We start from the raw sequence: 25,588 nt of genomic DNA on the forward strand, positions 1-25,588 counted from the left end.
TTTTATAGTTTAAAATCTTTTGCAGTAATTTTGTTCTTAGCATCAAATGTGAGCTTCAAAAACTTTTCTACTGTATCTGGTTTTTCTTTTAAAGTGTAATACTGTTCTGGGACATCACGGTCTTCTGCAAAATACCATACCATCACTGTTCCGCTAGGATCAGATGATTTTTCGGTAGATTTGCCAAGGACAGCTTCTGTTTTTACGAGACCATCCCCCACTTTGATCATATCAATTTCTAATTTGCGAAGTGCTGTGTGTGGATGAACTTTAGTGCTTCCTGCTTGTACTTTGTTTCCCGATGAACAGGACACTAAAAACAAAACAGACGCGAGTGTGCTGAGTATCAAAAGTTTTTTGATCATAAACCCTTACCTTAAGATGGACTAAGGAAAGATTCTACAGGATAGGATCAGGGTTGGCAAGTGATATCTTTTCTCTTTCCTCATCGATTCGGTTCATTTTTCCCAAAATCTTTTTGAAAAATGGAATGGTTAAAAATACGAGTCCAATCTCCAAAAATCCAAAAAAGAAAGAAAGTGCAGAAAAACTATATGCCGGAGGTAAAATTGATTCAAAGACCAGTTGCATTTGTACTGAAACAACAGGCCCTAACATAAATCCAAGAGAACCCACTCCAGTGAAGGCAGACATGGTAGTGGCAGTAAGTCCTGGTTTTGACATTTTACTTGCAAGCATCATGGATGGTACAAACATCACACCGGCCCCAATCCCGCAGATCAGTAAAAATGTAAAAAGATACCAATACTCATTGGTAGTTCCTGAAAGACCTAAAAAAATTCCGTAAATCGTAGATCCAACAAGCACAAGTGGCAAAACACCTGTTTTGCGAGAGAGGAGAGCTGATGGATAAGAAAGTAAACTCATTGGAAAAAGAACAAGTCCTAAAAAAACACCGAGCATTCCGGGATGGAAGGCGAGTGTTTCTCGTAAGTGTATATTAAAGGAAGAAATAATAAAACCAACAGTAAAACGGTCGATAAAGTTGAATAAAAACGGAACAAATAAAAATGGATTTTCGAAAATGGCAACTTTCAAGTCACTGAACTTAAAATCTTTTGCTTTATGAATCCCTTTGTCTTTTAACATAAGCAGACTAAATAAACCAACAAAGATTAAAATTCCTGAACCAACGTAAAATGGCAAAAGAGGATTTTTCCTTCCGAGAATCCCGAGTGGCATTCCAAAGGCACCACCTAGGGATAAAAACATCCCCGTGATGCCCATAAGAATTCCTTTCCCATAATAACGTTTGTTCTCTGGATCATTTTCCCTGTCGGCAGCAGAACTTAGCAGAAGTCCAATGATAAAAATATGAGAGGCACCTTCAAGGAATCTTAAAAACAGAAAGAGTCCCATGTCAGTGACGATGGTGAGTAAATAAAAAAGTCCAGCATCTAAAAAACAGAAAAAACTAATGAAGTATTTTCTGTTTTTGAAACGATCTGAGATGATTCCCGCAACCGGCGCAAAAAGAAAGGAACCCAACATGGGAATACTTGTAAAATAAGCAACTTCCCAATTGGATCCTAGCATCCGATCCTTTACAACATCCTTAACTACCGGTACAATCATTGTGACCGGTAACATGGATAAAAAAACTAAAGTAACTAATGTATACGGGAATCCCAAAAATTAACCTGCTGGTAGAAGAGTTTGGTAACGATCCATTCCAATATTTTCTTTTAGATCGGAGTCGAGTTCAATAAACAAAAACTTATTCAAATCAAAAGTCGCATTTGCTTCTGCTAATAGTTCTGCTTTTTGTGAATCGTTCAATGGGAGAGTATCCAAGTTTTGACGATAGATTCCTTTGAATGCCATAAGGTCTTCGATTTCAGGAAATTCATAAAAAGCAGTTCCTTCATTTCCTTCTAGTTCAAAAGTTTTTGCTACTACTTTTTTGATCGACTGACCACCAGAAAGATCTCCCAAGTAACGGACGTAAGCTTGTGCTACTAGAAGTTCTGGTTTGGTTTTTGCCGTATTTTTGATATGGTCAATGTAGTTTTGAGTGGCTTTGGAGATGGAACCGCGAAGTTTGGTTCCGAATTTTTTTTGAAAACTAACAATGTCTTCTTTCAAAGAATTTTCACGAAAAAGAGCCGGAAAGTAAAGTTTCGCAAGGATAGGGTTATCTTTGTTTTGGCGGTAGAGCTCTTCCATCACTGCATAAACTGCATGAAGGCTTTCCAATTGGTAAGTATACGTTTGGGCGTCGAGTCCGCCTCTAAAAATGGCCCGAATGTAAGGAACCTTTTCGGTTTCTTGGTGTTTATCGGCAGTACCTTCTCGTAACATCATTGCTATGGACATAATGGCTCCTGGTTGTCTATGTGAGAATCAATCTCATATATGACACTACCCTGACAATTGCAGGGAATGTCAAAGAAAATTATAGGGAATCTTCCTGGACGGGTGTTTTCCAAAATTCCAGAGGGGTATTGGCCCTTTGTTCGGGGTAGAGGAAGTAGGAAAGAAAGAAAACCAAAATGGAAACAAGGATTCCTATGGTGGCAAGAACCACATCCTTTCCCACTTTTCGGAATGTGTCTAGGTACGGGAGGTCCTTGTAGGTGATGACATTCAAGATGATTTCTCTACCGGCAAGGAGGCCAAGGAAAGCCCAGGTGGTGGACATGGGGATATTGCTGATGTATTGGAAAAAGAAGAGTAAACTTCCATAAACCAAATCCACAATGGTGGCTGCTTTTGCCCATTGGATGTCCGATTTTTCAGAAACCACTCTTTGGATGGTTCCGCCATTGGTGCGGATGATGATGAGTAAGGCCGCGATGAGAATGAATGCTGCCGTTAAGAATTCGATGATTCCTAGCTGCCGAGGTAAAAATACTGCAATGTTGGCTGTGTCTTGTAATAACCAAGCCACCCAAAGATACATTGTAGAAAGCCATTGTAACCTCGACCATCTCCTTTCGGAAACAGGGTCTGGGGTGTGGACTTCATGGTATTCATGAGGGTCTACTTTGACAAGGATGGCCCAAACCACGATGGCCACAAGGAAAGCGAGCCCATACCCGAAAAAGGATTTGGTTAACATTTGGTCTATGCTTTTGCCACCAAACAAACCTAAGACGAGAAAGGTAGTGGATACAGGAGCTCGGAGCCTTGTTATGACGACAAGTAATACAGGTGCTAAAAGTTGGAGGAGGTTGAAGTCTTTTGTTTCAGGGATAGAATCTAATCTGTGGAAATGGATTTCACCGCCGTGTAAAAACCAAGCGATCAAATGAACAAAAAATAAAAGACCACCAAAAACGAGAATCTTTTGGAGCCAGTGAACTGATTTTTTACTCTCGATAAAGGTTCCGATGGTTTGGACTGCATCGTTTCCGGCCACAGAGAACGATGCAATCGCAAAAGAAAACCATCCGAGATAATACCGAGGAAGACCCAGGAAATAACCGGCACAGATCGTAAGAACTAAAAAAAGGGTAAAAACGAAAAATCGAATTTGATCCTGTTTTGTTGGGTGCTGGTAATCTATTTCCTGGTTAAGGCTCATGCATTCATATAGTGTTTCGCATATCTCTCCGTGATTTCCTTGCGGTCGAAAAGAATAAACACATCTGTAGTACCAAAAACAGAATCCAGTGCAGGAATTCCACAGATTTTAGCACCCACCCGGAGGTATCCTTTCAAAAGTGGAGGGATATTTTTGGAGATCGATTTTGGATCTTCTACTTGAAAATTGGCATCAAACCCAGGGAGAACAAAGTCAGGGTTTGGATACACGCGAAATTCTTCCGGAGCAATGGCGTCTTTTGCTTTCAAAAATCCATAAGATTGTGAAGCAACTCCCGCATCGGTAGAATGGATGGATCCACAACCCATCAGGTAACGAACGTTATGTTTGTTCATAAACTCAGCAAGACCTTGCCAGAGTAAAGAGATCACCGAACCATCTCTGTAGTCAGGGTGAACGCAGGAACGTCCTACCTCTGCGATTTCATCTGGAAGGTTATAAATAGAAGTAATATCAAATTCGTTTTCACTGTAAAAACCAATTCCGTTTTTTGCATTTTGGCGTGTTAAAATTCGGTAAGTTCCTACAATTTTTTTGTCATCTGTTGATTTATCGATAACGATTAAGTGGTGGCAGTACAAATCGTACTCATCACGGTCTTTTCTGGTTGCAGAAGATTGTGGCAGACCTTCTCCCATTTCTAAGTTGAACACTTCATATCGTAGTGCGAGTGCTCTTTCAATTTCTAGTTGGTTTTCAGCCAAACGAACTTCTAGGATTCGTTCTGTTTTGTTAATTGTATTTGGTTTCATCGGAATATATCCTCTTGTTTATCTAAGGATAAGGTAAAATGGATCCGTTACGACAATGTGACAAAAAGGTGAAAATCAGTGAATCGGAGGATATGTTGCGATGTTACAAATTGGTGACAGATAAAATGTTTAGGTGATTTAAAAATATTTAAGTTTTATATTTCGTCAAATAGAGTTACTTCCTTGTTCAGATCGACTTCCGTTGTATCATCTGGAGTGAACCTATATAACAAGTCCGTAATGTCTTTTGGATTTGTGACAGAATGATCCAACCAATGGTTTTGATTTTTCGTTGGCATAACAATCGGTTGACGATGTTTGTTTTCTCCATCGTTATGGATGGTTTTCATTTTTTCATTTGCTTCACCAGTCAGAATGGTAATCCACCTAGTTCCATTTTCTTCCCCCCATAATCCTGCAAAATAGGAATTAGGATTTTTGAATGTAATTTCATATTTATGTTTTTTGCCTGTCCTTTGGGTTTGCCATTCAAAAAAAGAATGAACGGGCACAAGGATACGGTTCTGCATATACTGACTCCAATACGGAGAGGAAACTAATTTTTCCGATTTTGTATTGGTGAGAAAGTCAGGGCACCAGGACGGTTTGGTTCCCCAGACACTTGTTTCTGAAAGTATCAATTCCCCCGACAATTGGAAAGATTGAATTTTGCTTTTAGGATGTTTGATTTCAAAAAGGGGGGAGTTTGCTTTGATGTGTCTATTGATTGTATCTTGGGAAAGTCGATGAAACCAATCGGATTGATTTTCACCCTCTAAGACGAGTCTCCAAGATAACAAGTTACACATGGTGCTATAATTTGAATCAGAAATCAATCTGTGTCAAATAGTTTAAACCTGGCTCGAAATGAGAAAGTCTGAAAGAAATTGTATCGGAATGTTTCTATCAACAATTTGATTTCTTTCCTGATGACAGATAAAATATTTCGGCGGTTGGTTTTTGAAACCTTTTTTTATTTCAGAATATTTTACAATTTGGCCAAGGTTCTCTGAAATACCAAACACTCCGAACAAAAGAATAAAAGATCGTAACATTTGGTATATCCTTTGTTGGCTGAATCGCAAGGTATCCATCATACGAACAAGGCACTAACTTTGAAGAGGCAGTCATAAATCCGGGATGATACTTCTGATTGAGAATCAAAGTTTCTCCCTTTTTGATCGGACCAAATTGATACTTGTCTGGTTCCCAGGAAATGGGATTGGTCTTTTCCCTATTCGGTAGGAAATAATACTCACCTTTGTAATTTTTATCAGAAATGGTCTGATTTGTAAAATAGAAGGTTAAATTTTCATAAATATCATTGGTTGATAAGTTGGAGAGAATGGCGGGTAACATTCGTGAGTCGGAGCCATAATCAGGAACAGTGGAAACTGTGATCGGATAGGTATTTGGATTTTTGATATTTATGTTAGGCAATGGAAGAACAAAAATCTCCGGTAGAATTTTTGTGTTCATTCGTTTTGTATCTTGGGTATGGAAGAAAAAACAAAGGATGAAAAAAATTCCTAAATATTTTTGAAATCGAAACGGGACTAAGTTAGAAAGGTTTTGAAATCCAATCGCCAAACACCAAACATATAAAAAAACCACACTCAGACTCCAACGAGGATACACTCGTTCCCAGGAATAAATGGGCAAAAGTTCTAAAAGGTTTGTTGGTGCATAAGAAGAAATTTTACCCATCATCATCCATATAACCAGCCCAAGAAGAAGTACCACTGGTAACATTCTTTTCTTTGTGAAGAATAAGAGGGGGAAAAGATAAAGGGGGAATTGTCCAAGATAATTTCCATACTCCCAATACCGGTATTGCATTTGGGAAAGAGAGTTTGCAAGCAGTGGGTGTTGGGAGGAGCCAAAAAAAATAAGGTAAATATCGTTTAAGGAAAGTGGAAACTGGTCTGCAACAAAGTGCCTACCGACTGAATGAATGAATTGGTAAACTGGAACCCACTTAAAAGCGAGTAAAACAAAAACAAAGATGGCTAGTTTTGTAAAATTTAGAATCCTTTTTTTGGGTGAATCGGAAAAACAAATTTCCCTGATTACTAAAAAAAATAGAAGAAATAGTGACTGGGTAAGTGGGTAAATGCTGCCTTCAGATAACAGTATGTAGGTGATTAAAGTAATAGATACCCCAACGCCCCAATTTTTTTTTTGGATGAAATACAAAGTATAAAAAACAAGTGCTGGTAAAAATAAAGCAGGAATTTGGTTTAAGTGGCCAGCATAGAATTTTTGAAATACAAATCCGGAAAATTGGAAAAGGAATACGAATAGTAACGATGGTAAGTTGGTAGACTTTGTATAGAGCCGAAAGGAATGAAAGTTAAGTATTCCTGATAGGACAAAATAAATGAGAAAACTTATTTTTAACGCAATGAGCGTAGGCAAAAAAAGAACAAGTAGGTGAGTTAGGCTTCCTATCTTACTTGTTGGGTTTTCCCAAACTGGAAACCCGGCTCCGTAGTATGGATTCCACAATGGAATGGTTCCAAATTCTAAAAAAGATTTTCTTAAAAATTCTGTATGGAAACTATACATATCCCAATCGAAACGACCATAGAGGTTGTTTGTTTCGAATAGGACTTTTGTATCCCAGAGATAGAATGTAAAAAAAAGGAGAACTAAGGCAAATGGCCTAATGCGCTTCATCCCAGTTACCGCCAAACTTCCCTTGGGCGACAATGGGAACTTTTAGTTTCATTGCAGATTCCATTTCGTCCTTTGCCATTTGGTAGAATTCTTTTTTTTCTTTTGGATCTACCTCGAAGACAAGTTCATCATGAACTTGTAGTAGGAGTTTGGAGCGATAACCATTCTTTTTAATTTTGTCATGAATCTGGATCATCGCTAACTTAATCATATCAGCAGATGTACCTTGGATGGGAGAGTTGATGGCCACACGTTTGGCTGCTTCACTTGCCATTTTGTGTTTGGAGTGAATGTCTGGAAGATAACGTCTGCGACCCAGTAGTGTTTCCACATACCCATGTTCTTTACAAAACTCTACAATCTCTTCCATATAAGTTTGGACGCCTTTATATGTAGCAAAGTATTTTTCTATAAACTCTTTTGCTTCTTTTCGACTGATCCTTAAATTATTGGAAAGACCAAAAGATGTAACTCCGTAGATGACTGAAAAGTTTACCACTTTCGCTTTATTTCGCATATCGGGCGTTACCTTGTCTTCGGAAACTCCAAAGATACCAGCTGCAGTTCTTTTGTGAATATCAACTCCTGATTGATAAGCATCCATCATTTGTGGGTCATTGGCAAAGTGGGCCATAATGCGAAGTTCAATTTGGCTATAGTCGAGAGATAATATTTCATATCCTTTTTTAGCGATAAAACCCTTTCTAAGCAGTCGCCCTTCTTCATCTTTGATGGGGATGTTTTGTAAGTTTGGATTTGTAGAAGATAACCTTCCTGTCGCAGCAATGGTTTGGTTATAACTTGTATGGATACGTCCCGTTTTGGGATTGATGAGTGTTGGTAGAGTGTCCGTATAAGTGGATTTTAATTTTGAAAATTTTCGGATTTCCAATAAATCATCAATGATGGGATGGGTTCCTTGCAAAGATTCCAAAACGGAATGGTCGGTGGAATATCCAGTTTGTGTTTTTTTCTCTGCGGGGAGGCGCAAATCTTCGAATAAAACGGTTTGTAATTCTTTCGTCGAGTTGATGTTAAATGTTCTTCCCGCATAAAAGTGAATGTTCTTTTCATGTTCTTTGATTTTTGTTTCGAAGGTTTTGGATAGAGATTCGAAATATCCCTTTTCCACACTGATTCCTTCAAATTCCATATCAGCCAAAGTGAGAAGCACTGGCATCTCAATCTCATAAAAAAGTTTTTTGTGAATTCCTTCCTCCATTTTAGGAGAAAGTACATTGTGAAGTTGAAAAGTGATGTCGGCATCTTCACAAGCATACTCGGATACTCGTTCAGGATCTATATCGTATAAGTTTTGTTTTTTCTTTCCAGTGCCAACTAATTCATCGTAGGTGATTGTTTTATAATTTAAGTAGTCAACGGCCATATCATCCATATTATGGCGTCGTTCCCCTGGATTTAAAAGATAAGATGCAAGCATGGTATCAAAATGAATTCCAGAAAGCTCAACACCATAATTGCGAAGTACTAATAAATCATATTTGATGTTTTGTCCCACTTTTTTCCATTTGGGATCGGTAAACATTGGTTTTAAAACTGCAAGTCCTTCTTCGGGTGTTGGGAGTAGGTGGCTATAAATGGACTCAGGATGTGAAAAAGCGATGTAATAACCAACGCCAGGTTCCTGGGAAAAGGATACACCAAGTAACTCAGCAAGCATTGGATCTTGCGAAGTGGTTTCTGTATCCACAGAAATTGGTTTTTTGGGATCGAGTTTTGCGACAATTTTTTTTAATTCATCCAAGGTTTGGATTCGTTTGTAGTTCTTTTTTGCTACCGCTGAACCTTTGTTTGGTTTTTTTTCAATCTCAGTATCCGCAATATCGTTTGTTGCTTTTTTGCCTTTTTTGGTCTCTTTTGGTTCAGAAACTTTATCTTTGGAATCTCCATCACTTACAATCGGAATTCCTGCTTGTTTGGCAAGATCGCGGTGGAGGACATTGTATCCTTCATCTTTAAAATATTGAACCTTGGCTGGTTCATGGTAGTTCGGAAGTTTGAGATCATTCTTTTTGATATCGAGTTTGAGGTTGGTAACAATGGTTGCTAGTTTTCTCGATAAAAATGCGTTCTCTTTGTCGGCTGCTAACTTATCAATGAGTGATTTGTTTTTTACCTGATCTAATTTTTTATAAATGGTTTCTAGGTTTCCAAATTCTTGGATGAGTTTAGCGGCTCCTTTTTCTCCCACACCTTTGACGCCAGGAATGTTATCAGAAGCATCTCCGAGTAGTCCCATATAATCAGGAACTTGTTCTTTGGTAATTCCAATATTGGTTTCTACCCATTTGGGATCGATTTTTTCAAATTCAGAAACACCGCGTTTCCCACGTAACATGTGTATGTTTTTATCAAGGACTTGGTATAAATCTTTATCACTGGAAAGAATGACTATTTCTTCAAATTCTTTTCCAAATTTTTTGCATAAAGAGCCAATGATATCGTCAGCTTCAATCCCATCCATTTTGTACATAGGAAATTCCAAAGCTTTCAACATTTCATAGATTGTATGGATTTGAGGTTTTAGATCCTCTGGCATTGGTTTTCTATGTGCTTTGTAGTCCTCATACAAATCGTTTCTTTCGAGTCTTGTTCCAGGATCAAAGGTAAAGGCAATATGGGTTACTTTTTCATCTTGTAGGAGTTTGAATAACATCCTCCAAAAACCAAAAACTGCACCGCTAGGTAGTCCTGTTTTGGAATTAGTAAGGTTAGAAGCTGCAAAAGCAAAATAGGCTCGGAATGCCAAAGCATGGCCATCAATGATAAGAAGTCTTCCGCTCATGTTCCTTCTCCGTACAAAGTATCTCCTAAAAAGGAATAATAGATGAGTTTTGTTTTTTCAACTGTTTTGGTAACGGAAAAACGTTTTACTGAAGTTTTGTTGAAAGCACCGAACTTGGTTCGCAAATCTTCGGATCCAACGAGTTTGTCCAAACCTTGGGCAATACTTTCTGAATCACCCACCGAACAAACGTAAGCTCCTTCATTATGATCCAACATTTCACCAATCCCACCGCCATTCGTGGCAACAATAGGAAGAGCCGATGCCATTGCATCCAAAACAGAAGTTCCAAGGCCTTCTTCTTTGGAGGTGAGTGTAAAAATATCAAATAAAGAAAGAAGAGCAGGGATATCTTTTCTGTATCCAGTAAAAATGACTTTATCCTTAATTCCCAATTGTTCTGCTTGTGATTTTAATTTATTTTCTAGTTTCCCATCACCTACGATCATTAGGCGGAAGTCTACTGTTGTTCTCATTTTTGAGATCGCATTGAGTAAGGTTTCTTGGTCTTTGTGATCGACAAGGGCTGCTACGTTTCCAATCACAATACATTTTTTAGGAATATGAAATTCTTCTCTTAAGTATTCGTGTGGTGCTGATTTTGAAAAACGTTTCAAATCAATCCCCGAATACACTGTAATGATTCTTTCTGGAGCAATTTTACTTGAAATCATTACTTCTTTGATTTTTTGGGAAACTGGCAGATAATAATCGTTAGCTGGGTGTTGGTATTTCCATCTAGAGAAAAAACTTGATTTTGGTTTAAAATCAACTCTTCTCGAAACAATCAAAGGATTGTTTAAATGATTTCGTTTGGCAAGTAATCCAAGTGTATGGGCGTGTGCTGTATGAGTATGAATGAGTTTTACATTTTTGGAAATACAAAGAGATCGAATATTCTTATATGCTTTTCTATCCCATTCTCCACGCATTTCAATCGGGACAAATTCATAACCGTTTTCTTTGCATTTTGTTTCTAAAGGAGAACCTGGTTGGCCGACAACGATTTGTGGGATTTTGAAATTGGTTAGTCCTTGGACTAAATAAAAAAGCTGCTGTTCTCCGCCGCGCCATTCGCGGGAAGTATTGATATGAAGGATCAAATTATAAGTGTTTGGAACGGTCGTATTCGAGAGCGATGATGGAACCCATAACTTTGAATCCCGCCGGTGCTTCGTCTACCATTCCTTCTCCGTGAAACATTACTTTAACGGAGTCCATCATGGCATTGATAATTTTCAATCCTTTTCCCATGTTCTTATGTTTTTGGCCAAAACCATTATAAGGAAGGGTATCCGGTTTTTTACTTTGGTGATTTTTGATATGATCAAGGAAGGTACTAAAACATTGTGATTGGTTGGATCTCAGAAGTTCTTTGTCTGTATCGGGAACGGAACCTTCCCCGGAAAGTCCTGACCCATAATCCAAAATATAAAGTGTAAATTTGGAAGAATCAATCCTCCAACGACAGATGATGGTTTCGTCACAGTGACAGGTAACATTGGCAGAGACTGCATTAGTTAGTGCCTCATCAGCTGCGAGCTCAATGTTCATGATATGGTCGGCACTAAACCCATTGTCTTCTAGGGTTCGTCTTAGGTCTTTTCTGAAATGTTTGACAGAAGACATATCAGGAGGCAAAAACATCGCATACGACCCAGGCGAGGGGCATAGCAAATACGGTAAAACTTCGGATGGTGCTGTCAACTGCCGCTTTTTCCCCCTCTCTTACTCATATTACACGAACAAGAGGGAGAAAAAAAGTCAAAAATCCCCTAAAAGCAAACACTAGGGGAAAAAATTTCCTAAATCGAGAGGCCTAGAGCCCCGGCAAGCTGTTCCATCCGTTTGACAAGCTTCTCTTGGCCAAGAAGGCTAAAGAGGATGGGGAGTTCTAATCCGTGGGATTTGCCCGTAGTGATGGCTCGAATCGGCATAAAGAGAGTCCTTCCTTTTTCCCCCGTGGTTTCTCCTGCCTTTGCCATTGCTTCTTTGTATTCATCGGGAGTGGTGAGTGGTTTGGCTTTTACCGCTTGGTAAAAAGCAGAAACGACTGCTTTTCCGTTTCCTTCCAAAATCAGTTGTTTGGCTTCTTCATTTTCAAATTGGAGATTCTCCAAAAAGAATTCTTCGATGTAAGGTGGGGCTTGGATGAGGCGATCCAAATACACACGTACAGAATCTAAGATTGAAAGTAATTGTGGATTGGTTCCTTTTTTGTATTCTTCTGGGATTTGACAATCTTTGAGAAATGGTTCCAGTTCCTTCCCTAAGGTTTCAATCTTTACATCACGAATGTATTTATTCGACATCCAATTGAGTTTTGATTTTGGGTTTAGATATTCTGCAAGACCTAGAAGGGATAACTTATTGAAATCAACAGTTTCCTTTTCTTCTTCTTTTAGTTTTTTGAATACATCAAAGGTAGCAGGTGATTTAGAGCAGCGTTCCACATCAAAGACAGAACAAAGCTCTTCATCGCTCATATATTCTTTACCATCAGGAGAAGTCCAACCAAGGAGTGCCATGTAGTTACGCATGGTATCGCTAGAATAACCTAAGTCGCGGAAAGCAAGTACAGATGTCGCACCCGCACGTTTGGAAAGTTTTTTTCCATCGGTTCCTACAATTTCGCTGGCATGAGCAAATCTCGGAAGTGGAAATCCAAAGGCTTCAAAAATCAATATTTGGCGAGGAGTGTTGGAAAGATGTCCCACTCCGCGAATCACATGTGTGATTTTCATAAGTGCATCATCAATCACCACGGCATAGTTATACGAAGGGAACCCGTCAGACTTTACAATGATAAAATCACCAATGAGTTTGGATTCAAACTTTACTTTTCCTTGGATCATATCATCTACGATCACAATTTTATGTGGAGTTTTGAATCTTACGGTAAAAGGAATTTTATTTTCAATTTGAGATTGGATTTCTGCGTCAGTTAGATCTGAACATTTACCATCATAGATGTATGGAATTCCCATTGCATCGGCTTGTTTTTTTTTGCCTTCCAATTCTTCTGCGGAACAAAAACAACGATAGGCTTTTTTTTCAGAGATTAGTTTGTCTGTGTATTCTTTATAAATATGAATTCTTTCGGACTGAGTGTACGGGCCATTCGGACCTCCCACACCAGGACCTTCGTCCCATTCCATTCCAAGCCACTTTAAAGATTCCAAAATGATTTTGAAAGAGGCTTCTGTCGAACGGTCTTGGTCTGTGTCTTCGATGCGTAGTAAAAATTTTCCTTTTTTTGCTTTCGCATACAAATAATTGAATAAAGCAGTCCTTGCTCCTCCTACGTGGAGAAATCCAGATGGGGATGGTGCAAAACGAGTGCGAACTTCTGTCATTTCATTTCCTCTTTGAGTAAAAAGTCTCCGATCCGCTTGTATCCAATTGGTTCATTTGTTTTTGAACCGAGTCCATTGGTGTATGGCGGAACAAAGAAAATTTGTGTAGCATTTTCTTTATAGATAAGTTTAAAGAATAATTTATCGACTTCTGTTTTGTCCCATTCATAACGAAGTTGTAAATAATCATAATGATGGGACACATGTTCCGATTTGATTGTACCAGTATCTTGTTTGGTGAATACTGTTGAGTTTGGGAAAAATTCCATACTTCCCAAACTATGCGACCAACGACTATCGCCGCCCAATTCAGAACGAACTCCTTCTTCAATGAGTTGGCCTGTGTCTCCACCTAATTCAAATATTTCGAACTCCTCGATGGGAGTTTTTGTTTCTATGGAATTGGATTTGTTTTCCAAAAGAGAAGTAAGTGTTGCACCCTTTGTTTCTGAAATGTAAGAGTTGGTATAAGAAAAGAAAATTCGATTTTCGGATTCTTCTTTTCTAAATTTTCCTACCTTCTTGTTCCAAACTATTTTATAAGCTTCAAATGGTACATTTCCAAATTCAGATTTAACTTTTGATAAAAAATTGTTTTCGTAAGCAAGGAAACTGAGCTCAATTTTCTCAGCATATCCCATCGTTTTTCCTGGTTCCCACTCGATGAATCGGAAGTGAGAAGAACCTTCCCGAAAGAAAGATAAGTTCATTTTTCTGGGTGATTTGATGTACAAAACGGAAGCGGGAATTTCTGCAATTGGCTCTCTCGTGAAGAGTGATTTCAGGTTCTGGCAGTTCGATCCAGAAAAAAATATCAAGGTACATAAAAGCCAATAGAATCGGGAGTATACTTGAGTTTCTGGGGACATAGACCGGTGCGTATCGCCAGTCTAAAAAGGGAAAACCGCTTGACAAGTCAATTCACCCCATCCCTGTGTCATTTGGAACCATGAAGAACGAAGAACAGTATCCAAAACGCCCCTTTGAAGACCAAGTGAATGATGACCAAAGGAAATACTCTCGCTATGTATGCGATTCGAGAGCCATTCCGCAAGAAATTGATGGTCTAAAGCCTGTTCAACGAAGGATTTTATGGGCGATGTGGAACTCTGACGCTCGTAACCGCCATACCAAAACCGTAAAAGTAGCGGGGCTTGCGATGGGATACCATCCGCATGGAGATCGTTCCATCCAAGATGCACTTTCGCAAATGGCACAAGACTTTGCTTTTGCTAATAACTATCCTTTAGTGCATGGGGAAGGAACCTTTGGGGATGTTTTAGATCCCAATGCAATTGCTTCTCCTCGTTATACGGAAGTTAAACTTTCTGACTTTGCTAAGGATTTAGGATTCTTTGAAAGTTTACCGGACATTGATTATGTCAAAAACTATGATGAAACAGAAGATGAACCCATTCATTTTGTGGGAAAGGTTCCAGTTGTCCTCTTAAATAACATCCAAGGGATTGCAACGGGGTTTCGTTGTTTTATTCCTGCACACAAACTGAGTGATGTCATCGAATCACAAGTCACCTATTTAAAAACTGGGAAACCAAAAAAGATCACACCTTGGTACAAAGGGTACGGTGGAGAAGTAAAGTTGTCCAAAAACGACAACGGTAGCACAGTGATGTCCACTACGTTTGGTTTCAAAAAAGAAGACGGAAAATTGTTTCTTGTCGACTCTCCTATGAACTGGAACCGCGAAAAGGTTGTGAATTATTTGGATGACCTTATCGAAAAGAAGGACAACTGGTTAAAGGACTATGTGGATCATTCCAGCCAAACCTTCAAAATTGAACTTGTTGCTAAAAAAGGCGAAGAACCTTCGGAAAAAGAAATCAAAGAACTTTTTTCCAAAGAGAACAATGAAGTTTTAACAATCAACGTCATCACTCACGAAGGAAAACTTCGTAACTTTAATCCAGAAGAAATCATCAAACGATTCTGTGACTTCCGTAAAACCCATCTCATCCGTCGTTTCAAACGACTCGCTGGACTCGAAAAAGAAAAGATTGATCGTAACTCAGAACTCATTCGCTTCATCAAAGAAAAGTGGAACGAAAAAGTAACAGGGATTAAATCTAAAAAAGATTTCGAAGACAAATTGAAAGCAGCGAAGTTTGTTTATTTCGAATGGTTGAGTTCCATTCCTGTGTATCGGATGACTTTGGAAGAAGTTCGTAAATGTGAAGATGCCATTGTAGAAGCGAAAACAAAATACACTGAGTATACAACACTACAAAAAGATGATAAAAAACTCACCGGTTTTATGACCGATGAACTTGATGAACTGAAGAAAAAATGGGATCCGAAATAGATAATTATGGCTCAAAAAACTGAAAAAACCTCAGGAAATTCGCGAAATTTTAAGAAATTATCAAACGTAGAACACGTTCGTATGCGGACAGGAATGTGGCTTGGTCAAAACTCCCTTTCCACTTTTGAACAACACTTTTTTACCAAAGATAATTCTGGAAAATACGATATCGTTCACGAAGAACTTTCCGACATTCCAGCCAAACTGAAATGTTTGGATGAAGCTTGTATGAACTGTGTGGATGAGTACAGAAAGAACTTAAACGACAAGTCCATTCCAGAAAAAGACAAGATGAACAAACTCATCATCCAATTGTCAACAGACCGCAAACGTGTTACCATCCAAGATAACGGTCGTGGAATTCCTGCAGACAATGCCGAAGGAGTTTACCTCCATTTGATGTATGGAGAAAACTTTGATGATAAAGTCAAAGAAGACCATGTTGCCGGACAGAACGGTGTGGGGATTTCTCTTGTGCGTATGGTTTCTTCTTTCTTTAGAGTGAAGACCATCAATGGTGGAAAAGCTTACAAAAAAATGTTTAGCATCCACGATGATGTAAAAAAAGCCATTCGTGGTTTTAAACTTTCTAAAGAAGATACAGAACGAGTTCATTTATACTATGACGAACATGGAACCTTTACCGATTGTCCTCTTTTGTCAGCAGACCAAATCAAACAACTAAAAGCTCCTTGTGATAAAACAGGGATGACAGCTGTTACAGAAACTGCTAAAAAAGAAGACCATGGAACAACAGTTGAGTTTGAACTCAATCCAGCTTATTTTAACAACCTAGACACTTCTTTTAACATTAATTTGGTGAAGCAATACTTGCAAGACATTGCGATGTCGAATCCTGGTCTTGAAGTGGTTTTTATTCACAAAACTGGGAAAGAAAAGTATAAATTCAAAAAAGGTTTTGATGAGATTTTTAGTAACTCCGAGATGGTTTACTATAAGTTAGATTATGCGGATAAAGCTTCCTCTTCCCAAATCCATATGGATACTTATGTGGTTGTGGGACAAAACAAAACTCTCACTTGGGTGAACTCGATTTTTTGTCCACAAGGTGGATCTGCGATTGAGTACTTAGAAAACAGACTTTGTGATGAAGTTCGTAAAAAATCACAAATTGTAAGTTTAGAAAAGAAACTCAACACACAATGTACACGTAACGACGTCAGAAGTTGTTTTCATATGTATGTGAACCTTCGGATCCTCAATCCACGGTTTAAGTCCCAAGATAAGTCTTATCTCATCAATGATTTGAATGAAGACATTCGAAAATCTGTGGACAAACATCTTGACAAACTTTTGAAAAAAACGGGCCTCATCGAAGAAATTAAGATGGTGATGGAACGCAGAACCCAGATGAAACAGCTCGAGGATGCGCAGAAAGGCCTCCGTAAGGCGTCTCGGAACAATATCCCTAAGCTTATGCCACCGACGGGCAAACCAAACGATCCAGGAAGAATTCTTTTTGTAGCGGAAGGGGACTCTGCGATTGCGGGTTTACGTCCGGCAAGAAATCCAAAGTTACATGGACTTTTCCCTCTCCGGGGAAAACCGCTCAACTGTAAGGGGATGTCTCTTGCCAAAGCCATGCAAAACGAAGAAATGAAAAACATCGTAGCCATCGTGGGCCTTCCTCTCGACCAAAAAGTGAAGTCCATTGATGAACTTCACTACGATCGCATCAGCATCATCACGGATGCGGATTTTGATGGGTATGCCATTCGGTCTCTCATGTTGTCTTTTTTCTATGAGTATTGGCCGGAACTTTTTGATTTAGGTTTTATCAATATTTCTGCGGCACCACTTTACGAAGTGGATGTGAAGTGGAAAGATGCAAAAAAAGAAACTGTATTCTGTATTGATGATTCCGACTACGACAAGTTAGTTGCTCGTGTCAACAAACAAGGTGCCGAAATCACTCGTAAAAAACGGAATAAGGGTCTTGGGGAAACGGGAAAAGAGGCAATGAAATACGCTGTGGATCATTGTATGACGACTATCACCGTGGGAAACAAAAAGACCGCTAAAAATACACAAGACCTTTGGTTTCACAAAGACTATGCAGAAAAACGCCGGGAAGCAATTTCTGAATACTCCATGAGTGTGATCGAAGACTAAGATTTTTTACCGAATCTAACAATCTTCTTACCAACAAACAAAACCCAAACGAAGAGAACTTTTGTAGTTCTTTCCGTTTGGCATAGCGATCACTCCTGAATCCATAGGTCTTAGGGGTTCTTCGTTTTATGGACTTGCGATCGGTTGCTGGTTTTTGATTTTTAGGAGAATGAAGCCTCGTTCCCCAAAAAACACTCAGTCTTCGCTTAAGTCCTCTGTTAAGAACAAAAACAAGGAAAAAGAAGAATCTCTTCTTCCCTTTCATCCCCTGCCATTATCTTTTCCTCTTCCGGCTTCTCTAAATCGTAAATCAAAATCCTTTTTTTTGATTTTAAACATTTTTATTTTCCTACAATGTTCCTCTCTGCAAGAAAAACCAAAAGAGGTATATCATAAAGACTTAACCGTTACGGAGAAAGCGGTGTTGTCCAAAATAGAGGAAGTAAAAAACTCAGGAATCAAATCACTATCGTATATGTATTTGTTAGGTGATGGTGTGGTGCATTCAGGTTCTCTTGGTGTGGACAAAAAAGGCCAGATACAAAGATTTAAAATAGGAAGTATCACAAAATTATTTACTGGGATTGCTCTTTTGCAATTACAAGAAAAAGGCAAACTAAAGTTAGATGATCCTGTTTCCAAATACCTTCCCGAAGTAGTTGGGATGTCTTCTCGGGGACAAAAGTATCGTGAAATCACCATTCGAGACATTTTAACCCACCAATCAGGATTTCCTTCAGATAGGGCTTCTGGTTTTTTTCTATCTCCAATTACTAAGGATCCTGAGATTTTAGCTGCCTTTCGTTCTCTTCCCCAAACACTTTCGCAGATGGAAAGAAACGAACCAGGCAAAGCACATTCCTATTCCAATTTTGGGTTTGGGTTACTTGGAATCGTCATAGAACGAACCTCTGGCATTGGGATAGAAGAGTATTTCCAAAAGAATCTATTTTCCAAAGCAGGAATGAAACACTCCACCTTGTTAGAGTTAAATGAAGGTTCGGAATTAGTGACTGGATATTCGGGTTTGTTTTGGAAAACAGAAACCCTTCGGCCGGTGATCCGTGATTTGACGGCTGGTTCTCTTTCGACAACCGGAGAAGATATGGGTCTTTTTATGAAGACATTCTTTCAAAGTAAAAGAGGGAATGGTCTTCTTTCCCCATCCAGTTTTTTCGAATTCCATCGCATACAAGAAGGACCTAGTTCAAATTTTCAAATGAAGTTAGGCCTTCCCGTTTTGATGGAAGAAAGGAAGAGTGGTGACAAAAGTATTTGGATTTCAGGGCATTCGGGATCACTACCTCCGTTTTTTGCAGATTTGATTTATGATCCAGAATCAGAAACCGCTAGTTTCCTTGTGGGAAACACGCTGAGTTTTGCAACTGCTTCGATTCGACCAGCAAACAAAAATATTTTGGATATAACTTACGAATACAAAACGGGATTAAAATTGGAAGACCTACCTTTGTCTGAACGAAAAAAACAAAATAGGTTAGATGGTTTTTATGGCTTCTATGTTTCTCCTTTGGGAATTCATGAAGTAAAACCAGGAAATCCACCTAAAATAGAAATAATGGGTTTTGACTTTGATTTAGTAGAAAAGGACAATCGATTTGGAACCAACTTACGTTTGTTTTTTGGATTAATCCCAATAAAAGAAAAAAACTTGGAATCCATGCGGATCGAATTTGAACCCTGGGAAGGGACTCCTATTTTTACCATGTATTCATTGAATGCATCCAAAGGAAGTTGGGGTTTTGGAGTTATGGTAAAACCTGACTACCGGTTGCCTGAAAAATCATTTTTGACAACCTATCATACGAAAGACCCGTATTCACTGATCTCACGAGTGGAACTGAAAGAAGACAAACGTGGATTTATGATCGCCACTGTTTATTATTCGTTAGGTGGAATGGAAAATTCTAACCAATTCCCTTGCCAATGGGAACAAGAATCCTCTCTTCGTGTTTTGGGATTTGGTCGTAATTTAGGGGAGAGGATGGATCTGAAAAAAGTGGATGGGAAACCAGTTCTCGTATATTCAGGGATTCAGTTTTTGGCGGAATAGGGTTCAATCCTGAATCAAATTCAGTCGGCATTTTCTCCCGAGTATGACGAAATTCGCGTTATACGCTCCTTTTCTGCAAGTTAATTTGATTCTAAATTTTTGTTTTATCGAAGACCCTAGGAAAGAAATTATCGATCCTTTCGAAAAAGTTTTTGACGAATCTAAAAGATCGAGTACATTTCGTCGGAATTTGATTCGAAAGTTTCAAAAGGAGAATTCGAAATGGGAAAAAGAATTACCTCAATCCTATTTTTGTCTGCTGCCGTTGTAGCTGTCTCTATGACATCTACTTCTGTAGAAGCAAAAAAATATGGTATGGCTGGTTGTGGACTTGGATCACAGGTGATCCAAACCAACGACAAAATGCAGATCTTTGCTACTACAACAAATGGTACTGCATACAACCAAACACTTGGTATTACAACGGGAACTTCCAATTGTACTGCTGATGGTGTTGTAAAACAAGACAAAGTACAAGAGTTGTTCGTAACAATGAACTACGATTCTCTAGGCCAAGAAATGGCTTCTGGGAAAGGTGAAAAATTAGAGTCTCTTGGAAACCTTCTTGGTTGTTCTAATGATTCTATTTCCCGTTTTGGCCAAGTGACGAAAGAAAACTATGCTAAACTCATCACTGAAGATTCAACACCTGCAAGTTTACTTTCAGCAGTTAAATCAGAAGTTAAAAGCGATAAAATCCTCGCTAAGTCTTGTTCACAAATCTAAGGAGATATGAAATAAAATGAAAAAGTTAACACTCATCTCCACAATCGGAATCTCTATGGTTCTACTTGCGTCTCAAATGTCTGCTGCACCTAAATACGGTATGGCAGGATGCGGACTTGGAACTCTTGTAATGCCTGGTGGTAACCAAATTTTTGTTGCTACAACAAATGCCACAGGGGGAAGCCAAACGTTTGGAATCACATCTGGAACATCTAACTGTACAGCAGATGGCGTTGCCCAAAAAGAACATGCACGTGAAATCTATGTGCACATGAACTTTGATAGTTTGGAACAAGAAATGGCAGCAGGTAAAGGGGAAAAACTTTCTAACCTAGCCACTCTTTTTGAATGTAAATCTGGTGCTCGATTCAGCGAAGTAGTGAAAGAAAACTACTCTAGAATCTTCACTGAAGAATCAAAAGCAAACCCTAGTTTGATGTTGTCAAACCTTCACGAAACTTTGGAAAAAGACCAAACAGTAAAAAATTACTGCAAAATCTAAACCTTTGTAAAAAATCAGAGTATCCAACCATTGGATGCTCTGGTGTTTCCTCTGTACCTACTTACTTTTCTTTTCATCCTCTTTACAACATCGCTTGGGGCCATCGAACCCACCGGCGAACAAAACATACTTGAATTAGATTTTTTAACGGCACGAAAACAAGGGAAAGAAATTCCAAAATCTCCCAAAAGCAAACAATACCTCGAAGAACTGATCAGTGAATCGAAAGAAAAACATCTTGCCGAAGAAACCCATTGGTATCGTTTGCTTAGATTTAAAAAGACTAGATGGGGATTTTGGGAAAGTGAAGTCGATAACAAACGTTATTTTCTTTCGGATGAGGGAAAATACGATCCAGAAAAAGAGTTAATCGCAACCCTTCATAGTTTTTTTACAGAAGAACCAATTCCTGAAGGATTACAACATCCTCAATGTGCTTATCCCGAACGTTATCATTGGTTGAAAGGAAAACTTAAATTTGATTTAAATCGAATGAACGAGGTCCAATGTCCACGTTTTGAAGTTTGGAAAGAAACTCTTACTCCCGATTCGATATCTATTGTGTTTTCATCTTACTATATGCAAGCACCAGCTTCTATGTTTGGACATACGCTAATCAAACTCAATAATAAGGTAAATGAAAACTCTGAGTTATTAGATTATGGAGTCAATTATGCTGCCAATCCAGGGGAAATGAATGGATTTGCATATGCAGTGAAAGGATTAACAGGTGGATATCCCGGTACCTTTGCCATCTTTCCTTATTATCTAAAAGTAAATGAATACAATGATATGGAAAGTCGGGACCTTTGGGAATATAAACTAAAGTTAAAACCTGAAGAAAGAGATCGATTGATCCGGCATCTTTGGGAAATGGGAAGGGCGGACTTTGATTATTTTTTTATCAATGAAAACTGTTCTTATCATTTAATGGAATTTTTAGAAGTTTCTATTCCTGAATTAAATATCAGTAACAAAACTGGTTGGATTGTTGCACCTAGTGATTCCATAAAACTTTACTTAGCTGAAGATGATTTTGTGATTTCAAAGAAATATCGCCCATCTTTGTATTCCAAAATTAAATATAAACTTTATGATATGACTGAGGATGAAAAAACCACTTACTTTGATATGATTCGTTTTGAAAATGCATTCCTACCAGAACCAAAAGAAAACTTTCGAATGTCTTTGGTTACTGATGCTGTCCTTGATACATATCGTTATCGGTATTCAAGTAATGCGGAGATCCCGAAACAACACAAAGATTATTACGATAAGTTGCTTGTATTTCGAAGTAAACAAAATGATGAATATACTCCAAAAGAACAAGTTCCTCTGTCTACACCGCCGGAAGCCTCGCATCCTTTGAGCCGAGTTGCCACATCTTTTGGTGTGTCTTCTTTAGGAAATTTTGCAGAGTTTAAATATAGAATTGCATACCACGACCTTTTGAATGTGAGTAAAGGCCATGCCCCTAATTCGGAATTGGCATTTTTTGACACAACGGTTCGGACGTATGAGAATCAAAAACCAGAACTAACTTCTGTAAGTGCAATCAAAGTATCTTCTTTAAATCCATACAATGGAATTTCAAAAGATTTTTCCTATTATTTTGATACAGGTATCCAAACAGCAGTTTATCAAAATAACAACGAAACTCTTAGAAAACAAGTTGGTAACTTTGATCTTCGTATGGGTTATTCTTTTTCCAATGAATTTGGAAAGACACCGATGAGTTTGGGGGTATTGAGTATTCTTGGGGGAGTGAAAGCTCAAAATGGACGAATGTTTGAAAATGGAATTCGTTATGGTGGAAACCTTAGTTTACTTTACCAAAATGAGTGGGGTGCATGGAAAATTTATACAGGTGCCACTGCCCAAAATTACCAACTAAGCCATAATTTGAATTCTTATTACGTTACCTTTAATGTTCGCTATGCAATTTCAAATATACATGAAATACGATTAGAAGTTAATGGAGAGAGGTTTTATGAAGAAGCACTTATATCTTATCATTATTTGTTTTAATTTTCTTTTTTTTAATTGTTCGTCTTTGTATTATCATCCAACAAAAGAAACTTATTTTACGCCTAAACAAATGGGTTTTTCGTATACTCCTACTTTTTTAACAACAAAGGATGGGGTGAAGTTAAATGTTTGGCGGATTTATTCGAAACAACATGAAACACCCAAAGCTGTCATTTTGCAATTTCATGGGAATGGTCAAAACATGAGTGCTCATTTTTTATCTCTTGTTTGGCTTGTGAACCATGGATATGAACTCATCGTATTTGACTATAGAGGTTATGGTGAATCGGAAGGAGATCCCGATCCCGAAGATATTGTGGATGATAGCAAACTAGTTTTAGATTATGCATTACAAGAAACAAGGGAAAGAGGTTCCAAGTTAATTGTTTATGGCCAAAGTTTAGGTGGTGCCATTGCGATGCGGTCTGTCGCCGATTGGAAAGATAAGAACGAAGTTGTTTTACTTTGTATTGATGGTTCCTTTCCTTCTTATCGGGAAGTTGCTAAACAAACAATGAATCATGTGATCTTTCCTCCGATGGGGAATTTATTTTCTTGGGTATTCCATGACCAAACAAGTCCAGGTGAATCCATTGCAAGTCTTTCTCCCATTCCGCTTTTAATCATTCATGGAACAGAAGATACGGTTGTATTTTTTGAAAATGGAAAACGGATTTTTGGTTTAGCAAAGGAACCGAAAGTGTTTTGGGAAATACGTGGTGGGGGACATGTCGACTGGATGAATCTCGGTCGATCAAAATTTGCAAAAGATTTTTTGGTTCTACTCAATCGGCATTTGTACTGATTCAAAACGAGATTCGGTGAAGGTTGGTGTTGAAAGAATTTCTGTTAGAGCTGACTCTTTATTGAATTCTTTAAAGGTGAGTTCGCTCCTACTTAATTTTGTTTCACTGAATATTTTTAGTTCAAAATATTTTTCTTCTCCATTTTTGATTTGGAATACTTTTGTTGTATCTTCTTTTCCGATGACATCCAATCGGTATGTTCCTTCCGGTAACCGAATATAACCTAGTGAGGCATTCTCAAGTTCAATTTTAAAAATGGGAGTGGGTTTGATTGACGAAGAAAATTTGTCTGGATAACGAGAAATCAAACATTCGTAGTCCCAAATGGAAAGGGAAGTATGATCTGGGCGAACTAAATACAAAAGTCCTGTTTCTTTTTCTTTTGTTACCAATTTAACAAAACTTTTTTTCGAAGCACACTGCATCGTAAATCCTACGATGCATGTTAAAAAAAATAAAATGGCAAAATAAGGGAGATGGTTTTCTTCTTTCGCACTCATATTGTTCGTGCTGATTCCGCTAGGATCCGCTTCTGGTTTCTATAATGGGCAATGTATGTGATGAGCACTAATGATCCCACTGGAACCGCAAAATAGATATGGACTTGGATGAGTCCTGCAATCATCCCTAAAATTCCGCCGAGGAATTGTATGACGACAAGGTTTCCGCCAGTATTATCCAAAATCATTTTTTCCAAATCGTCTGTGTCAAGTGCCATCACTCGTTCTTCGACAAGGGCAGTGACATTGATATTGTGGACAAATTTTTCTATATTGGTTTTGAGATAAGCTTTTCCTTCTTCACTATTCATAAATTCAAGAAGTCGTTTTTTAACCCAATCCACAGCACGGAAAAAATTCTTTTCTATTTCTTCCCAGTTGTTTGGATCATCTAAGTAAGATTGTAATCTTTCAATTCCCGATGGCAAAAGGTTTTGTCTGGCATAATCACCACTTGCTTCCAACCAATTGGAAATTTTTCCAGTAATGAATTCTTGTGTTTCTTTGGAGTTTAATCTTTCTTGGAGACCTGCCATCATCTCATCCATCATCTTCATAAACTGGTCTGAAGTTTCTGGATCTTTCACAAAACGTTCTAAAAGTTCGCGAATGGCATCTTCGTTAAAAGAAAAAATCTTTTTCACTCCAATTCCAATTTTCCCAAGTGTACTTCTTGTTTTTAAATACTCTTCCAATCCTTCGTTGAGTAAATTTGCGAGTTTCGGCATTTCTTCTAAAAGAATCACCCTAAGTTGTTTTCCCAACTCTTCGCGATTTGTTTCTTCTGTTAGATAGTATGTTAGGCGGTTCTTTGTGTAGTCCCAAAGTTTTTGCACTTCTTCCGGACGTTCAGCCATTTTTTTCATTGTTTCTTCTGAAAAATCAAAGATGACTTCTAAAATTTCTGGTCCTCTTTCCTTTAACATCGAAATGATTTTGGTGACAAGCATGGTTCGGATTTCTACATTATGGATGGCCTCATCAATTTCTTTGACGATTTTTTGAATTCCTGTTTCAACCAAGTTACGTTCATAGATATAAGTTAAAATAATATCGGGATGAAGGAGGTTACTTTGAATACTTTCTCCGAGTGATTTTGCAATTTTGGATTTGTTTTTGGGAACAAGTCCTGACCAACCAAGCACCTTACCATGTTTAGGTTGGAATAACATTTTGATCGCTAGGAAATTTGTAAAATATCCTACCATCCCTGCCATAAGTACGACAAAGACAGCATTAACCCAAATATTTCCTTCATAATAAAGTTGGAACCCTCCACCAATGATGGAGAAAATAACAAGTAACCTGCGATACCAGGCGTCTAATTTTGCAACATCCATC

General features: G+C 38.3%; 21 protein-coding genes. 7 read left to right on the forward strand and 14 right to left on the reverse strand.

Features of this window, described 5'->3' with window-relative positions; translation table 11 throughout:
* Nucleotides 1–2: 2 nt before the first annotated feature.
* The 12 genes from EHR01_RS17980 to EHR01_RS18035 all read right to left on the reverse strand — a co-directional run bounded on the left by EHR01_RS17980 (nt 3) and on the right by EHR01_RS18035 (nt 13,871).
* The gene (locus EHR01_RS17980) at nt 3–365 is read right to left on the reverse strand and encodes an LIC13410 family lipoprotein (protein ID WP_135696914.1); all 363 of its coding nucleotides are present in this window, start codon (nt 363–365) and stop codon (nt 3–5) included.
* Nucleotides 366–399: 34 nt separating this feature from the next.
* A complete protein-coding gene (locus EHR01_RS17985; protein ID WP_135696916.1) occupies nt 400–1,653 on the reverse strand; it encodes an MFS transporter in 1,254 nt (417 codons plus the stop codon).
* Between the two features lie 3 nt (nt 1,654–1,656).
* The gene (locus EHR01_RS17990; protein WP_135696918.1) at nt 1,657–2,337 is read right to left on the reverse strand and encodes a biliverdin-producing heme oxygenase; all 681 of its coding nucleotides are present in this window, start codon (nt 2,335–2,337) and stop codon (nt 1,657–1,659) included.
* Nucleotides 2,338–2,416: 79 nt separating this feature from the next.
* Nucleotides 2,417–3,547: a hypothetical protein gene (locus EHR01_RS17995; RefSeq protein ID WP_135696920.1), complete on the reverse strand. Its 1,131-nt coding sequence runs from the start codon at nt 3,545–3,547 to the stop codon at nt 2,417–2,419.
* Complete coding sequence (locus EHR01_RS18000; RefSeq protein WP_135696922.1) at nt 3,544–4,320, reverse strand: GNAT family N-acetyltransferase; 777 nt, start codon at nt 4,318–4,320, stop codon at nt 3,544–3,546. Before EHR01_RS18000 ends, EHR01_RS17995 begins: the two co-directional genes overlap by 4 nt.
* Before the next feature lie 155 nt (nt 4,321–4,475).
* Nucleotides 4,476–5,129 (reverse strand): SOS response-associated peptidase family protein, encoded by a 654-nt coding sequence (locus EHR01_RS18005; protein WP_135696924.1) that lies wholly within the window; start codon nt 5,127–5,129, stop codon nt 4,476–4,478.
* 169 nt (nt 5,130–5,298) lie between these two features.
* Nucleotides 5,299–6,999 (reverse strand): hypothetical protein, encoded by a 1,701-nt coding sequence (locus EHR01_RS18010; RefSeq protein WP_135696925.1) that lies wholly within the window; start codon nt 6,997–6,999, stop codon nt 5,299–5,301.
* Complete coding sequence (polA, locus tag EHR01_RS18015) at nt 6,986–9,805, reverse strand: DNA polymerase I (RefSeq protein WP_135696927.1); 2,820 nt, start codon at nt 9,803–9,805, stop codon at nt 6,986–6,988. Before polA ends, EHR01_RS18010 begins: the two co-directional genes overlap by 14 nt.
* Nucleotides 9,802–10,908 (reverse strand): glycosyltransferase, encoded by a 1,107-nt coding sequence (locus EHR01_RS18020; RefSeq protein WP_135696929.1) that lies wholly within the window; start codon nt 10,906–10,908, stop codon nt 9,802–9,804. Before EHR01_RS18020 ends, polA begins: the two co-directional genes overlap by 4 nt.
* Nucleotide 10,909: 1 nt before the next feature.
* Nucleotides 10,910–11,452, reverse strand: a complete 543-nt coding sequence (locus EHR01_RS18025; protein ID WP_135697449.1) for an ATP-binding protein — start codon at nt 11,450–11,452, stop codon at nt 10,910–10,912.
* Nucleotides 11,453–11,610: 158 nt separating this feature from the next.
* Entirely contained in the window at nt 11,611–13,161 is a 1,551-nt protein-coding gene (gene gltX, locus EHR01_RS18030; protein ID WP_135696931.1) for a glutamate--tRNA ligase, read from the reverse strand.
* Nucleotides 13,158–13,871, reverse strand: a complete 714-nt coding sequence (locus EHR01_RS18035) for a hypothetical protein (RefSeq protein ID WP_135696933.1) — start codon at nt 13,869–13,871, stop codon at nt 13,158–13,160. Before EHR01_RS18035 ends, gltX begins: the two co-directional genes overlap by 4 nt.
* A 239-nt stretch (nt 13,872–14,110) precedes the next feature.
* On the opposite strand from EHR01_RS18035, the gene EHR01_RS18040 reads away from it, so the two are divergent.
* The 7 genes from EHR01_RS18040 (at nt 14,111) to EHR01_RS18070 (ending at nt 23,746) form a co-directional block, all read left to right on the forward strand.
* The gene (locus EHR01_RS18040) at nt 14,111–15,481 is read left to right on the forward strand and encodes a DNA gyrase subunit A (RefSeq protein WP_135696934.1); all 1,371 of its coding nucleotides are present in this window, start codon (nt 14,111–14,113) and stop codon (nt 15,479–15,481) included.
* 6 nt (nt 15,482–15,487) lie between these two features.
* Nucleotides 15,488–17,614 (forward strand): toprim domain-containing protein, encoded by a 2,127-nt coding sequence (locus EHR01_RS18045; RefSeq protein ID WP_135696937.1) that lies wholly within the window; start codon nt 15,488–15,490, stop codon nt 17,612–17,614.
* A 169-nt stretch (nt 17,615–17,783) separates the two neighbouring features.
* Nucleotides 17,784–19,685, forward strand: a complete 1,902-nt coding sequence (locus tag EHR01_RS18050; RefSeq protein WP_135696939.1) for a serine hydrolase domain-containing protein — start codon at nt 17,784–17,786, stop codon at nt 19,683–19,685.
* Between the two features lie 222 nt (nt 19,686–19,907).
* On the forward strand, nt 19,908–20,411 hold the full coding sequence (locus EHR01_RS18055; RefSeq protein ID WP_135696941.1) for a DUF3015 domain-containing protein: 504 nt from the start codon (nt 19,908–19,910) through the stop codon (nt 20,409–20,411).
* Between the two features lie 16 nt (nt 20,412–20,427).
* Nucleotides 20,428–20,913, forward strand: coding sequence for a DUF3015 family protein (locus EHR01_RS18060; RefSeq protein WP_004786909.1), 486 nt, complete (start codon nt 20,428–20,430; stop codon nt 20,911–20,913).
* A gap of 42 nt (nt 20,914–20,955) precedes the next feature.
* On the forward strand, nt 20,956–22,941 hold the full coding sequence (locus EHR01_RS18065) for an Lnb N-terminal periplasmic domain-containing protein (protein ID WP_135696942.1): 1,986 nt from the start codon (nt 20,956–20,958) through the stop codon (nt 22,939–22,941).
* The gene (locus tag EHR01_RS18070; protein ID WP_244310181.1) at nt 22,904–23,746 is read left to right on the forward strand and encodes an alpha/beta hydrolase; all 843 of its coding nucleotides are present in this window, start codon (nt 22,904–22,906) and stop codon (nt 23,744–23,746) included. Before EHR01_RS18065 ends, EHR01_RS18070 begins: the two co-directional genes overlap by 38 nt.
* On the opposite strand, the gene EHR01_RS18075 is transcribed toward EHR01_RS18070, so the two are convergent.
* Both EHR01_RS18075 and EHR01_RS18080 read right to left on the reverse strand, forming a co-directional pair.
* On the reverse strand, nt 23,723–24,247 hold the full coding sequence (locus EHR01_RS18075; RefSeq protein ID WP_135696944.1) for a hypothetical protein: 525 nt from the start codon (nt 24,245–24,247) through the stop codon (nt 23,723–23,725). The genes EHR01_RS18070 and EHR01_RS18075 overlap by 24 nt on opposite strands.
* The gene (locus EHR01_RS18080) at nt 24,244–25,587 is read right to left on the reverse strand and encodes a DUF445 family protein (RefSeq protein WP_135696946.1); all 1,344 of its coding nucleotides are present in this window, start codon (nt 25,585–25,587) and stop codon (nt 24,244–24,246) included. Before EHR01_RS18080 ends, EHR01_RS18075 begins: the two co-directional genes overlap by 4 nt.
* Between the last annotated feature and the right edge of the window lies 1 nt (nt 25,588).

This window comes from Leptospira mtsangambouensis (genome assembly GCF_004770475.1).
GTDB classification, from domain to species: domain Bacteria; phylum Spirochaetota; class Leptospiria; order Leptospirales; family Leptospiraceae; genus Leptospira_A; species Leptospira_A mtsangambouensis.

What these genes read in the sequence shown, in the direction of transcription:
- EHR01_RS17980 (WP_135696914.1), bottom strand. Translation starts at nt 365, where the DNA reads ATGATCAAAAAACTTTTGATACTCAGCACACTCGCGTCTGTTTTGTTT.
- EHR01_RS17990 (WP_135696918.1), bottom strand. Translation starts at nt 2,337, where the DNA reads ATGTCCATAGCAATGATGTTACGAGAAGGTACTGCCGATAAACACCAA.
- EHR01_RS17995 (WP_135696920.1), bottom strand. Translation starts at nt 3,547, where the DNA reads ATGAGCCTTAACCAGGAAATAGATTACCAGCACCCAACAAAACAGGAT.
- EHR01_RS18000 (WP_135696922.1), bottom strand. Translation starts at nt 4,320, where the DNA reads ATGAAACCAAATACAATTAACAAAACAGAACGAATCCTAGAAGTTCGT.
- EHR01_RS18005 (WP_135696924.1), bottom strand. Translation starts at nt 5,129, where the DNA reads ATGTGTAACTTGTTATCTTGGAGACTCGTCTTAGAGGGTGAAAATCAA.
- EHR01_RS18010 (WP_135696925.1), bottom strand. Translation starts at nt 6,999, where the DNA reads ATGAAGCGCATTAGGCCATTTGCCTTAGTTCTCCTTTTTTTTACATTC.
- polA (WP_135696927.1), bottom strand. Translation starts at nt 9,805, where the DNA reads ATGAGCGGAAGACTTCTTATCATTGATGGCCATGCTTTGGCATTCCGA.
- EHR01_RS18025 (WP_135697449.1), bottom strand. Translation starts at nt 11,452, where the DNA reads ATGTTTTTGCCTCCTGATATGTCTTCTGTCAAACATTTCAGAAAAGAC.
- gltX (WP_135696931.1), bottom strand. Translation starts at nt 13,161, where the DNA reads ATGACAGAAGTTCGCACTCGTTTTGCACCATCCCCATCTGGATTTCTC.
- EHR01_RS18035 (WP_135696933.1), bottom strand. Translation starts at nt 13,871, where the DNA reads ATGAACTTATCTTTCTTTCGGGAAGGTTCTTCTCACTTCCGATTCATC.
- EHR01_RS18040 (WP_135696934.1), top strand. Translation starts at nt 14,111, where the DNA reads ATGAAGAACGAAGAACAGTATCCAAAACGCCCCTTTGAAGACCAAGTG.
- EHR01_RS18045 (WP_135696937.1), top strand. Translation starts at nt 15,488, where the DNA reads ATGGCTCAAAAAACTGAAAAAACCTCAGGAAATTCGCGAAATTTTAAG.
- EHR01_RS18050 (WP_135696939.1), top strand. Translation starts at nt 17,784, where the DNA reads ATGAAGCCTCGTTCCCCAAAAAACACTCAGTCTTCGCTTAAGTCCTCT.
- EHR01_RS18055 (WP_135696941.1), top strand. Translation starts at nt 19,908, where the DNA reads ATGGGAAAAAGAATTACCTCAATCCTATTTTTGTCTGCTGCCGTTGTA.
- EHR01_RS18060 (WP_004786909.1), top strand. Translation starts at nt 20,428, where the DNA reads ATGAAAAAGTTAACACTCATCTCCACAATCGGAATCTCTATGGTTCTA.
- EHR01_RS18070 (WP_244310181.1), top strand. Translation starts at nt 22,904, where the DNA reads ATGAAGAAGCACTTATATCTTATCATTATTTGTTTTAATTTTCTTTTT.
- EHR01_RS18075 (WP_135696944.1), bottom strand. Translation starts at nt 24,247, where the DNA reads ATGAGTGCGAAAGAAGAAAACCATCTCCCTTATTTTGCCATTTTATTT.
- EHR01_RS18080 (WP_135696946.1), bottom strand. Translation starts at nt 25,587, where the DNA reads ATGGATGTTGCAAAATTAGACGCCTGGTATCGCAGGTTACTTGTTATT.